The organism is Sphingomonas sp. UYEF23, assembly GCF_040546165.1.
Lineage (GTDB): Bacteria > Pseudomonadota > Alphaproteobacteria > Sphingomonadales > Sphingomonadaceae > Sphingomonas > Sphingomonas glacialis.
In genome coordinates, this window is the sequence record NZ_JBEPNG010000001.1 from 58,377 (window position 1) to 71,818 (window position 13,442).

A 13,442-nucleotide genomic window follows, 5' to 3' on the forward strand; every position below is an offset into this window, starting at 1 on the left:
CGCGACGAGACCGATGCGAAGGCGCCCCGGATGGAGAAGTACCGTGAGTGAAGGCGAAAACCATCGCGAGTCCATGCCGTACGATGTGGTCATCGTCGGCGCCGGCCCCTCGGGCCTGTCGGCTGCGATCCGGCTGAAACAGGTGGCCGCCGAGAAGGGCGCCGATCTCTCGGTCTGCGTGCTCGAAAAGGGCTCGGAAGTCGGCGCGCACATCCTTTCGGGCGCGGTCATCGATCCCAAGAGCCTCGACGAATTGCTGCCGAACTGGCGCGAGGACGGCTGCCCCCTCGCCGAGGTGCCCGTCACCGAAAACCACCATTGGGTGCTGAGCAAGGGTGGGAAGCGCAACCTGCCGCATTTCCTCACGCCGTCGTTCATGCACAACAAGGGGACCTATACCGGCAGCCTCGGCAATCTGTGCCGCTGGCTCGCGGGCAAGGCCGAGGAGCTCGGCGTCGAGATCTTCCCCGGCTTTGCCGCCGCCGAAATCCTTTATAACGACCACGGCTCGGTTAAGGGCGTCGCGACCGGCGACATGGGCGTCGCACGCGATGGCTCGCACAAGGGCGATTACACGCCGGGTCTCGAGCTCCACGCGAAATACACCTTCTTCTCGGAAGGCTGCCGCGGGCATCTGTCGAAGCAGCTGATCCGCAGCTTCGATCTCGCCAAGGACAGCGACCCGCAAGTCTATGGCCTCGGCGTAAAGGAATTGTGGGACATCGACCCCGCGCTCCATTCGCCCGGCCGCGTGATCCACACGCAGGGCTGGCCGCTCAGCGAGACGCACGGGTCGAACGGCGGCGGCTGGATCTATCACCAGGCCAATGGCCAGGTGTCGATCGGCTTCGTGACGTGGCTCAACTACACCAATCCGTATCTCTCGCCGTTCCAGGAGATGCAGCGCTGGAAGACGCATCCCGAGATCGCCGCTTTGCTCAAGGGCGCCAAGCGCGTCAGCTACGGCGCGCGCGCGATCAGCGATGGCGGGCTGCAGTCGATCCCCAAGCTGGTGATGCCCGGCGCGGCGCTGATCGGCGACAGCGCGGGCTTCCTCAACGTGCCGCGGATCAAGGGCACGCATACCGCGATGAAATCGGGCATGCTCGCCGCCGAGGCCGCCGCCGATGCGATCCTCAGCCAGCGCGAACATGACGAGCTCGCCGCCTATCCCGCGGCGTTCGAGCAGAGCTGGGTCAAGAAGGAGCTGTCGGTCGTCCGCAACGTCGTGCCGCTGGTCAAGAAGTTCGGCGATTTCGTCGGCTCGGGGCTTGCCGGGATCACGATGTGGCTCGAGCATTGGGGCCTCAAGGTGCCCTTCACGCTGCACCATCACCCCGATCACGAGAGCCTGTGGCGCAAGGACCAGGTCCAGCCGATCGTCTATCCCAAGGCCGACGGCGTGCTGACCTTCGATCGTCTGTCGTCGGTGTTCATCTCGAACACCAATCACGAGGAGGACCAGCCGGTCCATCTGACGCTCAAGGATCCCGACGTCCCGGTGAAGCACAATCTGCCGCTGTATGACGAGCCCGCGCAGCGTTACTGCCCGGCGGGCGTGTACGAGATCGTCGGCGAGGAAACCGGCGATCCCAAGTTCGTGATCAACGCGCAGAATTGCGTCCACTGCAAGACCTGCGACATCAAGGACCCGACGCAGAACATCAACTGGGTCGTGCCCGAAGGGGGCGGGGGCCCCAACTACCCCAATATGTAAGGCGCGCCGGGCAAGACGCAGCGAAGCTGCGTCGCGCCTCAAGGCGCGCCCGGCCGGCGGCGCCTTAAGCGCCGTCCGACGACGCGGCTTCGCCGCGGCGCTCTCAACCGGACGAAGCGAATGATCACCGAAACCGCCCCCGCCAAGATCAACCTCGCGCTCCACGTCCGCGCGCGTCGGAGCGACGGCTATCACGAGCTCGAAACGCTGTTCGCCTTCGTTGCCGATGGCGACACGGTGACGCTCGCCCCCGGGCCACTCTCGCTGGCGATCACCGGGCCGTTCTCGGAAGGCTTGAGCGGCGAGGGCGACAATCTCGTGCTCCGCGCCGCGCGCGCGTTCGCCGCGGCGTTCGATCTGCCAGAGGGCGGCGCCTTCACGCTCGACAAGCATTTGCCGGTCGCCTCGGGGATCGGCGGCGGTTCGGCCGATGCTGCGGCGGCGCTCCGCGCGCTCGCCCGCGCCAATGATATCGCGATCGACGATCCCAAGCTGTTCGATATCGCGGCCGCGCTCGGCTCCGACGTTCCGGCGTGCCTGCTCGGCCGCACCGCGCTGGGGCAGGGGCGGGGCGAGCGCCTCGTCCCGCTCGACGGCCCCAGCGGAATGCCGGTGCTGCTCGTCAATCCCGGCGTGGCGGTGTCGACCGCCGCGGTGTTCAAGGCCTGGGACGGCTTCGATCTCGGCGCGATGCCCGAGGGCGATGTGTTCGACGTCGCGCTCGCCGCGCGCAACGACCTCGAGCCCCCCGCCCGCCGGCTCGCGCCCGAAATCGACGGAGTGCTCGCGCTGCTCGCCGAGGGGACGCCGTTGCTCGCGCGCATGTCGGGTTCGGGCGCGACGTGCTTCGCGCTTTACGCCACCACCGCCGAGCGCAGCGCCGCCGCCGAGCGGATCCGCGCTGCGCAGCCCGGCTATTGGTGTCTCGAAACGACACTCGCGTGACGGATCGCCGCGTCATTCTGGGACAAGCGCACGCGGGTCAGCGCCAAAACCGGCGGAAAACCGCGATTGGCGCGCCGCTTGCTATGCTAGGGCAAGATGGGTCCGCCGCCCCCCTGCGGAGCGCCCGTTGATGGTCCATGGCTCAGCCTTGCGCCATTCCCCGGCCGGGGTGGTGACATCCATGTCATCCCCCCGGTCGTGACCATATGACGCGCCCCCACATCCTCTCCGGCAAACCCGGCGGCATCTTGCTGATCTGCGATCACGCGTCGAACGCGGTTCCCGACGGTATCGATCTCGGCATCGCGCCGGCCTTGCTCGAAAAGCATATCGCGATCGACATCGGCACCGCCGCGCTCACTCAAGCGCTTGCGGCGGAACTGGGCACGCCTGCCTTGCTCGCCACGCTGTCGCGGCTGGTGATCGACCTCAATCGTCCGACCGACCATCCCGGTCTGATCCCGCTCGCGAGCGACGGCCACGCCATTCCCGGAAATGCCACGGCAGACCGCACGGACCGGATCGCCCGCTTCTATACGCCCTATCACGACGCGCTCGCCGCGCTGATCGTCGAGACGCAGCCCACGCTCATTGCGGCGATTCACAGCTTCACGCCGCGGCTCGAACACGGTGACGGTGCGCCCCGCCCGTGGGAGATCGGCATCCTGTCGAACACCGATCGCCGCGCAGCCGACCTAGCGCTACCGCTGCTCGCAGCGCAGGGTCTCGTCACTGGCGACAACGAGCCCTATTCGGGGCAATTGCTCAACGCGACGCTCGACCGCCACGGCGAGGGCAATGGCATTCCGAGCCTGTCGATCGAAATCCGCAACGATCTCATCGCCGACCCGGCAGGCGTAGATCGCTGGACCGCGATCCTCGCGCCAATCTTGCGTGAAATCAGCAACAGACTTGCGTCGAGCGACCATCCTACGCAATAGGCTGTCGCCATGACTCGCACCTTCGACAAATCCAAGCTCCCCAGCCGCCATGTCTCCGTCGGCCCCGAGCGCGCCCCGCACCGCAGCTATTATTACGCGATGGGAATTGCCGAGGAGGATATCGCCAAGCCGTTCGTCGCGCTTGCCTCCGCCGGCAACAACTCCGCACCGTGCAACACCACGCTCGATGCGCAGGCCGATGCCGCGCAGGCGGGCGTCATCTCGGGCGGCGGCATGCCGCGGCGCTTCAACACGATCACCGTCACAGACGGCATCGCGATGGGGCATCAGGGGATGAAATCCTCGCTCGTCAGCCGCGAAGTGATCGCCGATTCGGTCGAGCTCTCGGTCCGCGGGCATTGCTACGACGCGCTGGTCGGCTTTGCCGGCTGCGACAAATCGCTCCCCGGCATGATGATGGCGATGCTCCGCCTCAATATCCCGAGCATCTTCGTCTATGGCGGCTCGATCCTGCCGGGCAGCTATCACGGCAAGGACGTCACCGTTGTCGACGTGTTCGAGGCGGTCGGGCAATACGCCGCCGGCTCGTGCCCGCTGCAGGAATTGATCGAGCTCGAAAAGGTCGCGTGCCCCGGCCACGGCGCGTGCGGCGGCCAGTTCACCGCCAACACCATGGCGTGCGTCGGCGAGGCGATCGGCCTGTCGCTGCCCAATTCGAACATGATGCCCGCGCCGTATCGCGGCCGCGACGAGATCGCGCGCGCCGCTGGCGACCAGGTGATGGAGCTCGTCGCGCGGGGCATCCGCCCGCGCGACATCTGCACGCGCGAGGCATTCATCAACGCAGCGCGCGTCGTCGCGGCGACCGGCGGCTCGACCAACGCCGCGCTGCATCTGCCCGCAATGGCGAACGAGGCAGGGATCGACTTCGACCTGTTCGACGTGGCGGAAGCTTTCAAATCAACGCCGTACATCGCCGACCTCAAGCCCGGTGGTAAGTATGTGGCCAAGGACATGTACGAGGCCGGCGGCGTCTACATGCTGATGAAGACGATGCTCGCGGGCGGGTTCCTCGACGGCAATTGCCTGACCGTTACCGGCAAGACGCTCGGCGAGAATATCGATCAAGTCACCTGGAACCCCGACCAGAAGGTCATCTACGACGTCAAGGCGCCGCTCTCGGCGACCGGCGGCGTGGTCGGCCTTCGCGGATCGCTCGCCCCCGATGGCGCGATCGTCAAGGTCGCGGGCATGCACCGGCTCCAGTTCACCGGCCCGGCGCGCGTGTTCGATTGCGAGGAAGACTGTTTCGCCGCGGTCGAGGCACGATCGATCAACGAGGGCGAAGTGCTCGTGATCCGCTACGAAGGCCCCAAGGGCGGCCCCGGCATGCGCGAAATGCTGTCGACCACCGCCGCGCTCTACGGTCTCGGCATGGGCGAGAAGATCGCGCTGATCACCGACGGCCGTTTCTCCGGCGCGACGCGGGGTTTCTGCATCGGCCATGTCGGGCCCGAAGCCGCCGACGGCGGTCCGATCGCGCTGATCGAGGACGGCGATTCGATCCGGATCGACGCCGAGGCCGGCACGATCGATCTCGATGTCCCCGCCGATGTCCTCGCCGCGCGGAAAGCGGCGTGGCAGGCGCGCGTCAACGATTATCAGTCGGGTGTGTTGTGGCGCTATGCCAAAACCGTCGGCCCGGCGTATAGGGGCGCGGTCACGCACCCAGGAGCCAGTGCCGAAACCCATGTCTATGCGGATATCTAGCGCAGCATTGCTGCTCCTCGCGCTCGCGGCTTGCGGCGAGCCGCAGACCGACAAGGCGACGCTCGCCAAGGTCGAGGCCGAGCAGCGCGCGCGCCAGGACGATAGCGGCAATATCGTCTGCGCGCAGCGTGGCTCTGTCGATTTCGCGCGCGTCTGCACGGTCGATCGCACGCAGAGCGCCGACGGGCTGGTGTTGACGCTGCGCCATCCCGACGGCACCTTCCACCGCTTGCTCGTGACGCGCGACGGCCGCGGCGTTATCGCAGCCGACGGCGCCGAGAAGGCCATGGTCAGCGTGATCGGCAGCGGCGAGATCGAAGTCGCGCTCGGCGGCGATCGCTATCGTTTGCCTGCAACGGTCAAGGGCAAGGCCGCCACGGCGTCATGATCCGAAGCGACGGGCAGCCGATCGTCGGCGCGGCAGCGATGCGCGCCGTCGAGCAGCGCGCGATCGATGCCGGCACCAGCGTCGAAGCGCTGATGGAGCGGTCCGGAGCGGCCGTCGCCGAAGCTGTGCGGCGGCTTGCGGGCGGCGCGCCAGTCCTGCTGCTGTGCGGACCGGGCAATAACGGCGGTGACGGCTATGTCGCGGCGCGGCTGCTCAAGGCGAACTGGCTCGACGTCCGCTTGGCCGCGCTGAGCGCCCCGAAGACAGAGGCCGCAAAGGCCGCACGCGCCGGATGGGAAGGGCCGGTCGAGGATTTCGCGGCGCTTGCCCCCGACGCCAGCCACGGCGCGGTGCTGGTCGATGCGCTGTTCGACACCGGCCTCACGCGACCGCTCGCGGCGGAGACGGCGGCGCTGCTCGCCACGCTGACCCGCCACGCGCATCTCGCGATCACCGTCGATGTGCCGAGCGGGGTCGATACCGATACCGGCGCGATACTCGGGGAAGCGGAGATTGCGCCCTATGCGCTGACGCTCGCACTCGGTGCGCTGAAACCTGCACATATCCTTCAACCCGCTGCGGTTTTGTGCGGCGCGGTGCGCGTGCTCGACATCGGGCTCGACGCGACCGCAAGCCACGACTGGACGCTCGCGCGACCCACGCTCGCGCAGCCGACCCCGGCGATGCACAAATATTCGCGCGGTCTCGTCGTTGTGATCGGCGGCGCGATGCCCGGCGCTGCCGCGCTCGCAGCAAGCGCCGCCATGCACGTCGGCGCCGGCTACACTGCGCTGCTCGGCGCGGCGCCCGACATGCCGCACGCGCTCGTCCAGCGCGCCTGGTCGCCCGAGGCATTGGCCGCAACGCTCGATGGCAAGAAGCACGACACTACCGCGATCATCGTCGGCCCCGGGCTCGGCAAAGGCGCGGACGCCGCCGAAAAGCTCGAGCACGCGCTGGCGAGCGGCTATCGCCTCGTGATCGACGGCGACGCACTTCACCAACTCGACGACACAATGTTCGAACGGATCAAGGCGCGCGACGCCGACGCTCTCGTCGTGCTCACCCCGCATGCCGGCGAGTTCCGCGCCATCTTCGGCGCCTATACCGGCAGCAAGATCGACGCCGCCCGCGCCGCCGCCGCGCGCTCCGGCGCGATCGTCGTATTCAAGGGCCCCGACACCGTGATCGCCTATCCCGACGGCCGCACGCGCATCGCGACGCACGCCAATCCCTGGCTCTCGACCGCCGGCACCGGCGACGTCCTCGCCGGCGCGATCGGCGCGATGCTCGCCAGCGACGCGCCGCACCCGGTCGAGGCAGGGGTCTGGCTCCATGCCGAAGCCGCGCGGCGGCTCGGTGCGGCATTCCTCGCCGATGATCTGGCGATAGAACTTTCCAAAGTAAGGGGCGCCCTGTGAGCGACGTCATCGTTCGAGTAGCGGCCCGCGGCGACGGCATCACCGCCGATGGCCGCCACGCCGCCTATGCCGCCCCCGGCGACACGCTGACCGCCGACGATGTCGTCGTGCCCGGCCCACATCACCAGACCCCGCCATGCCGCCACTTTCCCGTTTGCGGCGGCTGCCAGCTCCAGCATCTCGACGATGCGAGCTACGCCGATTTCCTCACCGACCGCATCGCCGGCGCGCTCGCCGCGCAAGGGTTGACCGCCCCGATCCGCCCACCCGCGCTTTCCCCCTCGCATACTCGCCGCCGCGCGACTCTGCATGCCGAGGCGAAGGGCGGGGGGCTCCAGCTCGGCTTCAGCGAGCAAGCGAGCCACGCGATCGTCGACCTGCGCGAATGCTGGATCCTGACGCCACGCTTGTTCGCGCTCGTCGCCCCCTTGCGCAAACTGCTCGCCCGCGCTCTGAAGGGCCGCGCGCGCGTCCATCTGACCGAGCTCGACCAGGGCATCGACGTGCTGATCGAAGGCACGATCGCCGACGGCCTCGCGATCGCCGAGGCGATCACTGCCTTCTGCAGCGCGAACGGTGTCGCCCGCTTCGCGATCGACGACGGGATCGGGCCGGAGACGCGCTGGGAGCCCGAGGCGGTGACGATCACGCTCGGCGGTGTCGCAGTGCCGTTCCCCGCTGGCAGCTTCCTCCAAGCGACGCAGGAGGGCGAGGCGGCGCTCGTCGCGGCGGTCCGCGAAGCGATCGGCGATGCCAGGATCAGCGCCGATCTGTTCGCCGGGCTCGGCACCTTCGCGTTGTCGCTGCCGGGGAAGGTCTATGCCGCCGAGGCCGGACGCGACGCGATCTTCGCGCTCAAGGCGGGCGCGGCGCAAGCGGGAAGGGCGGTGTTCGCCGAGCATCGCGACCTGTTCCGTCGCCCGCTGACCTCGGCCGAGTGCGACCGCTTCGCCGCGATCGTGCTCGATCCGCCCCGCGCCGGCGCGAAGGAGCAGATCGCGCAGCTGGCTGGCTCCAAGGTGCCGGTGATCGCCTATGTCTCATGCAATCCCAGCAGTTTCGCGCGCGATGCTGAGATCCTGTCGAAAGGTGGCTACATTCTCGACTGGATCCTGCCCGTCGGCCAGTTCCGCTGGTCGACGCATGCCGAGCTTGCCGCGCGGTTCAGCCGTCAGGGATAATCCGCGCGGAGAAAGTACAGGCCGTCGGGCGGCGCATTGAGCCCGAGCCGGGTGCGGTCGCACGCGGCGAGCGCTGACGCCATGTCGTCGGGCGACCATTTGCCGAGACCAACGAGCGATAGGCTCCCGACCATCGAGCGCACCTGATGATGCAGGAACGATCGCGCCGAGGCGAATACGCTGATCCGATCGCCATCCGCGACGACATCGAGCCGATCGAGCGTCCGCACCGGGCTGTCGGCCTGGCAATGCGCCGCGCGAAAGGTGGTGAAGTCATGCCGCCCGACCAGATGCGCCGCCCCCTCGGCCATCGCCGCGGCATTGAGCGGCGCGGGAACGCGCCACGCCAGCCCGCGCTCGACCGTCAGTGGCGCGCGCCTCGTGACGATCCGGAATTCGTAATGCCGCCGGATACACGAAAAACGCGCGTGCCAGTCGTCGGGCACGACCTCGCAATCGACGATCGCGACCGGATCGGGACGGACCAGCGCGTTGAGCGCTTCCATAAGCCGGAACGGGGTGATCTCGCGCGCGACATCGACATGCGCGCGCATGCCGAGCGCGTGAACTCCGGCATCGGTCCGCCCGGCCGCCTGGACCGCGACGGTCTCGCCGGTTACGGCATGGACCGCGCGCTCGATCGAGGCCTGGACGCTCGCGCCATTGTCCTGCCGCTGCCAGCCGACGAACGGGCGCCCGTCATATTCGACCGTCAGCGCAAAGCGCGTCAAAGCTGCGTGCCCGCAGGTATGGGGAAGCCGCGGAGGAGCTCGGCAGCGGTCATCACGCCACGCCCTGCGCGCTGGAGCAGCGTCGGCCGGATCGCGCCGTCGGCACAAGCGATGGTGAGGCGGTCGTCGATCACCACGCCGGCACTACCCCCGCCGTCACCCCAGCGAAAGCTGGGGTCTCCCCGGTCGGGCGCGCTGCCCGTTGCCGGGAGATCCCAGCTTTCGCTGGAATGACGGATATCCGCTGCAAGGACCTTGATCCGCTCGCCCTGAAACTCGAAAAACGCCCCCGGCACTGGATTGAACCCACGCACCTGCCGCTCGACCGCAGCGCCGTTCTGCGTGAAATCGAGCCGCGCCTCGGCCTTGTCGATCTTGGCGGCATAGGTCACGCCGTCCTCGGGCTGTGGCACCGGCGGATAGCCGGCAAGGTCGGCGAGCACCGCCACCATCAACCGCGCGCCCATTGCGCTCAGCTCGTCGGCCAGCGCACCCGCCGTCTTGCCGTCGACCGGCGTCGCATCGCGCAACAGCACCGGCCCGGTATCGAGCCCGGCCTCCATCTGCATGATGCACACACCCGTGTCCGCATCGCCGCCAAGGATCGCCCGCTGGATCGGCGCCGCCCCGCGCCAGCGCGGCAGCAGCGAGGCGTGGACGTTGAGACACCCGTGCGCCGGCGCATCGAGCACCGCGCGCGGCAGGATCAACCCGTACGCCGCGACCACCGCGATGTCCGCGCCAAACCCAACGAACTCGGCCTGCGCTTCGGCATCGCGCAGCGACACCGGCGTCCGCACCGCGATCCCCAGCGCCTCGGCGCGCGCCTGGACGGGCGAGGGGGTGAGCGCCTTGCCACGCCCGGCGCGCCGCGGCGGCTGGCTGTATGACGCGACGACGTCGTGCCCGGCATCGACCAGCGCCTGCAGCACCGGGACCGAGAAATCGGGCGTGCCCATGAAGAGTATCCGCATGGCCGCGCTTTGCGATCGGGGCTGCGCAAAGGCAAGTCCCGTCACCCGAAGCCAGCCGGGGGGCCGCTCGATCGACCCCGGCCTACGCCGGGGCGACGGATAGTGACGAACGCCGTTCCGCCCCCTATCTCTTGGCGATGGCCTCTCCCGAAATCGAAGCACTCACGCAAGCGCTGTCCAAATTGCCCGGCCTCGGCCCGCGATCGGCACGGCGGGCGGTGCTGCATCTGCTCAAGAAGCGCGAGGGGGCACTCGCGCCGCTGCTCAATGCTTTGATGGCGGTCGAGGAAAACCTTTCAAACTGCTCGATTTGCGGCAATATCGACACGACCAATCCGTGCGCGGTATGCGCCGACCCGCGCCGCGACGCGCGCGCGTTGTGCGTCGTCGAGGAAGTCGCTGACCTGTGGGCGCTCGATCGCTCACGGCTGTTCCCGGGGCGGTTCCATGTGCTCGGCGGTCGGCTGTCGGCGCTCGAGGGCGTGCGGCCCGAGGATCTCGCGATCGAGTCGCTCGTGCGGCGGATCGCCGATGGCGGGATCGACGAGGTCGTGCTCGCGATGAATGCGACGCTTGAGGGCCAGACCACCGCGCATTACATCGCCGAACGGATCGAACGCTTCCCGATCCGCATCACCCAGCTCGCGCATGGCTTGCCGGTCGGCGGCGAGCTCGATTATCTCGACGAGGGGACCTTGGCGCAGGCCCTGCGTGCGCGGCGGCCGGTGGCTTAGGCAGCAACGCGGTCAAGAAGATGTGGTTCGCGCAGAGGCGCACAGAACGCGGAGAAGAAGACAGGAGAGCGATCCACGCGAAGGCGCGGAGAGCTGATTTCGCCGCGCGGCCGCCCGCGTCATCGCCAGCCGCAAATCCTGCGGCTGCCCGCTGCGCGGGCGATACCCCACACGCACGCCGCCTCCGCGTCCTCCGCGCCTCTGCGCGAACCAATCTTCTTGTGCTTTCGCGCCTTTGCGTGAATCCATTCCGCAGCTGAAACCTTGACGCGCCCCCCGACCTTTCCTAGCTCGCGGGAATGGCAGTCCTAGAAATCCTCGAAGTCCCGCACCCCGGCCTCCGCGCCGTCGCCAAGCCCGTCGAAACGGTGGACGACGCCGTGCGGAAAATCGTCGCCGACATGTTCGACACGATGTACGATGCCCGCGGCATCGGCCTCGCCGCGACGCAGGTCGCGATCGAGCAGCGCATCGTTGTGATCGATCTGCAGGAGACCGAAGGCGAGGGCGAAGACGCCAAGCCGGTCCGCAAGCCGCTCGTCTACATCAATCCCGAGCTGGTATCGGTGAGCGAGGAAACCTCGTTCTACAACGAAGGCTGCCTGTCGATCCCCGAGCAATATGCCGAGGTCGAGCGCCCCACCAGTTGCCGCGCGCGCTGGCTCGATGAGCAGGGTGCGGTCCAGGAGGGTGACCTCGACGGCCTGCTCGCGACCGCGCTGCAGCACGAGATCGACCATCTCAACGGCGTGCTGTTCATCGACCACATCTCGAAGCTCAAGCGCGATATGTTGCTCAAGAAGCTGACGAAGATGCGCAAGGCGGCGTGATCGCCCACTCCCTCTCCCGCTTGCGGGAGAGGGCGGCAGAGCGCAGCGAGGTCGGGTGAGGGCAGTGACCGGACGCGCGTGGCACGGCCCTCACCCCGCCCCTCTCCCGCAAGCGGGAGAGGGAGAAGGCTAGAACAGCCCCTCGATCTCCCCCCCGGCCCCAAATCTAATCCCCTCCGCCGCCGGCACGCGCGGCAGGCCCGGCATCGTCATGATCTCCCCGCAGATTGCCACGACGAACCCCGCGCCTGCGCTGAGGCGCACCTCGCGCACCGGCACGACATGCCCCGTCGGCGCCCCCAGCTTGGCCGGGTCGGTCGAGAAGCTGTACTGCGTCTTGGCCATGCAAACGGGCAGATGCCCGAACCCCGCCGCCTCGAACCGCGCGAGCTGCGCCAGCACCGAAGGCTCGGCGACCGCTTCCTCGGCGCGGTAGATCCGCGTCGCGACGGTATTGATCTTGTCGAACAGCGACAGATCATCGGCATAAAGCGGTGCGAATTGCGACGGATGCTCGGCCAGCGCTGCAACCTTCTCGGCCAACTCAAGAGCACCCGCTCCACCTTCGGCCCAATGCGAGCACAGCACCGCCTCGCAGCCCTGGTGCTCTGCGATTTCGTGGATCACCGCGACTTCCTCGGGTGTATCACCGTCGAAGCGGTTGATCGCCACCACCACCGGCACCCCGAACGCGCGCACATTTTCGATATGCCGCGCGAGATTGACGCCACCGCGTCGCACCGCCTCGGCATCAGGCGCGCCGAGATCGGCCTTGGCGATACCGCCGTTCATCTTGAGCGCCCGCACAGTCGCGACGATCACCGCCGCAGCTGGCTTCAACCCGGCCTGGCGACACTTGATGTCGAAGAACTTCTCCGCCCCCAGATCCGCGCCGAACCCGGCCTCGGTCACGACATAATCCGCCAGCCCCAGCGCCGCCCGCGTCGCGATCACCGAATTGCAGCCATGCGCGATATTGGCGAATGGCCCGCCATGGACGAACGCCGGCGTGCCCTCGAGCGTCTGGACGAGGTTGGGCTTGATCGCCTGCGCGAGCAGCACCGCCATCGCACCATCGGCCTTGAGGTCGCGCGCCGTCACCGGCTGCTTGCCGCGCGTATAAGCGACGACGATCCGCCCGAGCCGCGCCTCGAGATCGTGCAGGTCGCTCGCGAGGCACAGGATCGCCATCACTTCCGAGGCGACGGTAATGTCGAACCCGCTCTCGCGCGGATACCCGTTCGCCGGCCCGCCGAGCGACTGTGCGATATCGCGCAAAGCGCGGTCGTTCATGTCGAGCACACGCCGCCACACGATCCGCCGCACGTCGATATCGAGCGCATTGCCCCAATGGACATGATTGTCGATCATCGCCGCGAGCAGATTGTGCGCCGAGGTGATTGCATGGAAATCGCCAGTGAAATGGAGGTTGATGTCCTCCATCGGCACGACTTGCGCGTAGCCACCGCCGGTCGCCCCGCCCTTGGTGCCAAAGCACGGCCCGAGCGACGGCTCGCGCAGCGCAAGCATCGCCTTGCGCCCGCTGCGGTTGAGCGCGTCGGCGAGCCCGACCGAGGTGGTCGACTTGCCTTCGCCCGCGGGCGTCGGGTTGATCGCGGTGACGAGGATCAGTCGGCCCTGCTTGGCCGGCGCGGGCAGGGCGGCCAGATCGATCTTCGCCTTGTGATGGCCATACGGCTCGACCGCCTCGGGCGGGATCCCGGCTGCGGCGGCAATCGCGCCGATGGGTTGCAAAGTGGCGGCGCGCGAGATCGCGATATCGGTGAGCATGCGACGGCCCTACCAAATCCCGCGCAAAAAGGGAGATGGAGAATGTTGCGGGCGGGGC

Annotated in this window: 12 protein-coding genes; 9 read left to right on the forward strand and 3 right to left on the reverse strand. The window is 68.1% G+C overall.

Annotated features, from left to right (window positions below):
• Window positions 1-73 precede the first annotated feature (73 nt).
• The 7 genes from ABIB28_RS00295 (at window position 74) to ABIB28_RS00325 (ending at window position 8,324) form a co-directional block, all read left to right on the forward strand.
• Complete coding sequence (locus ABIB28_RS00295) at window positions 74-1,717, forward strand: electron transfer flavoprotein-ubiquinone oxidoreductase (RefSeq protein WP_354286306.1); 1,644 nt, start codon at window positions 74-76, stop codon at window positions 1,715-1,717.
• A gap of 120 nt (window positions 1,718-1,837) precedes the next feature.
• Window positions 1,838-2,662 carry a 4-(cytidine 5'-diphospho)-2-C-methyl-D-erythritol kinase gene (locus ABIB28_RS00300; RefSeq protein WP_354285505.1) on the forward strand — a complete coding sequence of 275 codons (825 nt, stop codon included), beginning with the start codon at window positions 1,838-1,840 and terminating at the stop codon, window positions 2,660-2,662.
• 206 nt (window positions 2,663-2,868) lie between these two features.
• Window positions 2,869-3,603: an N-formylglutamate amidohydrolase gene (locus ABIB28_RS00305; RefSeq protein ID WP_354285507.1), complete on the forward strand. Its 735-nt coding sequence runs from the start codon at window positions 2,869-2,871 to the stop codon at window positions 3,601-3,603.
• Between the two features lie 9 nt (window positions 3,604-3,612).
• Window positions 3,613-5,334 (forward strand): dihydroxy-acid dehydratase, encoded by a 1,722-nt coding sequence (gene ilvD / locus ABIB28_RS00310; RefSeq protein WP_133188092.1) that lies wholly within the window; start codon window positions 3,613-3,615, stop codon window positions 5,332-5,334.
• Window positions 5,321-5,722 carry a hypothetical protein gene (locus ABIB28_RS00315; RefSeq protein ID WP_354285509.1) on the forward strand — a complete coding sequence of 134 codons (402 nt, stop codon included), beginning with the start codon at window positions 5,321-5,323 and terminating at the stop codon, window positions 5,720-5,722. Before ilvD ends, ABIB28_RS00315 begins: the two co-directional genes overlap by 14 nt.
• Window positions 5,719-7,143, forward strand: a complete 1,425-nt coding sequence (locus tag ABIB28_RS00320; protein WP_354285511.1) for an NAD(P)H-hydrate dehydratase — start codon at window positions 5,719-5,721, stop codon at window positions 7,141-7,143. The genes ABIB28_RS00315 and ABIB28_RS00320 overlap by 4 nt, the downstream gene beginning before the upstream one ends.
• Window positions 7,140-8,324: a class I SAM-dependent RNA methyltransferase gene (locus ABIB28_RS00325; RefSeq protein WP_354285513.1), complete on the forward strand. Its 1,185-nt coding sequence runs from the start codon at window positions 7,140-7,142 to the stop codon at window positions 8,322-8,324. Before ABIB28_RS00320 ends, ABIB28_RS00325 begins: the two co-directional genes overlap by 4 nt.
• On the opposite strand, the gene truA is transcribed toward ABIB28_RS00325, so the two are convergent.
• Together truA and fmt are read right to left on the reverse strand one after the other, a co-directional pair.
• Entirely contained in the window at window positions 8,315-9,055 is a 741-nt protein-coding gene (truA, locus tag ABIB28_RS00330; protein ID WP_354285515.1) for a tRNA pseudouridine(38-40) synthase TruA, read from the reverse strand. The genes ABIB28_RS00325 and truA overlap by 10 nt on opposite strands.
• Window positions 9,052-10,029, reverse strand: a complete 978-nt coding sequence (gene fmt, locus ABIB28_RS00335) for a methionyl-tRNA formyltransferase (RefSeq protein ID WP_354285517.1) — start codon at window positions 10,027-10,029, stop codon at window positions 9,052-9,054. Before fmt ends, truA begins: the two co-directional genes overlap by 4 nt.
• 137 nt (window positions 10,030-10,166) lie before the next feature.
• Here fmt and recR point away from each other — a divergent pair, with 137 nt between their 5' ends.
• Together recR and def are read left to right on the forward strand one after the other, a co-directional pair.
• Complete coding sequence (recR, locus tag ABIB28_RS00340; RefSeq protein ID WP_133188104.1) at window positions 10,167-10,763, forward strand: recombination mediator RecR; 597 nt, start codon at window positions 10,167-10,169, stop codon at window positions 10,761-10,763.
• 299 nt (window positions 10,764-11,062) lie between these two features.
• On the forward strand, window positions 11,063-11,593 hold the full coding sequence (def, locus tag ABIB28_RS00345) for a peptide deformylase (protein WP_133188106.1): 531 nt from the start codon (window positions 11,063-11,065) through the stop codon (window positions 11,591-11,593).
• Between the two features lie 129 nt (window positions 11,594-11,722).
• Here def and ABIB28_RS00350 read toward each other — a convergent pair whose 3' ends face one another.
• A complete protein-coding gene (locus ABIB28_RS00350; RefSeq protein WP_354285520.1) occupies window positions 11,723-13,384 on the reverse strand; it encodes a formate--tetrahydrofolate ligase in 1,662 nt (553 codons plus the stop codon).
• Window positions 13,385-13,442: the final 58 nt, after the last annotated feature.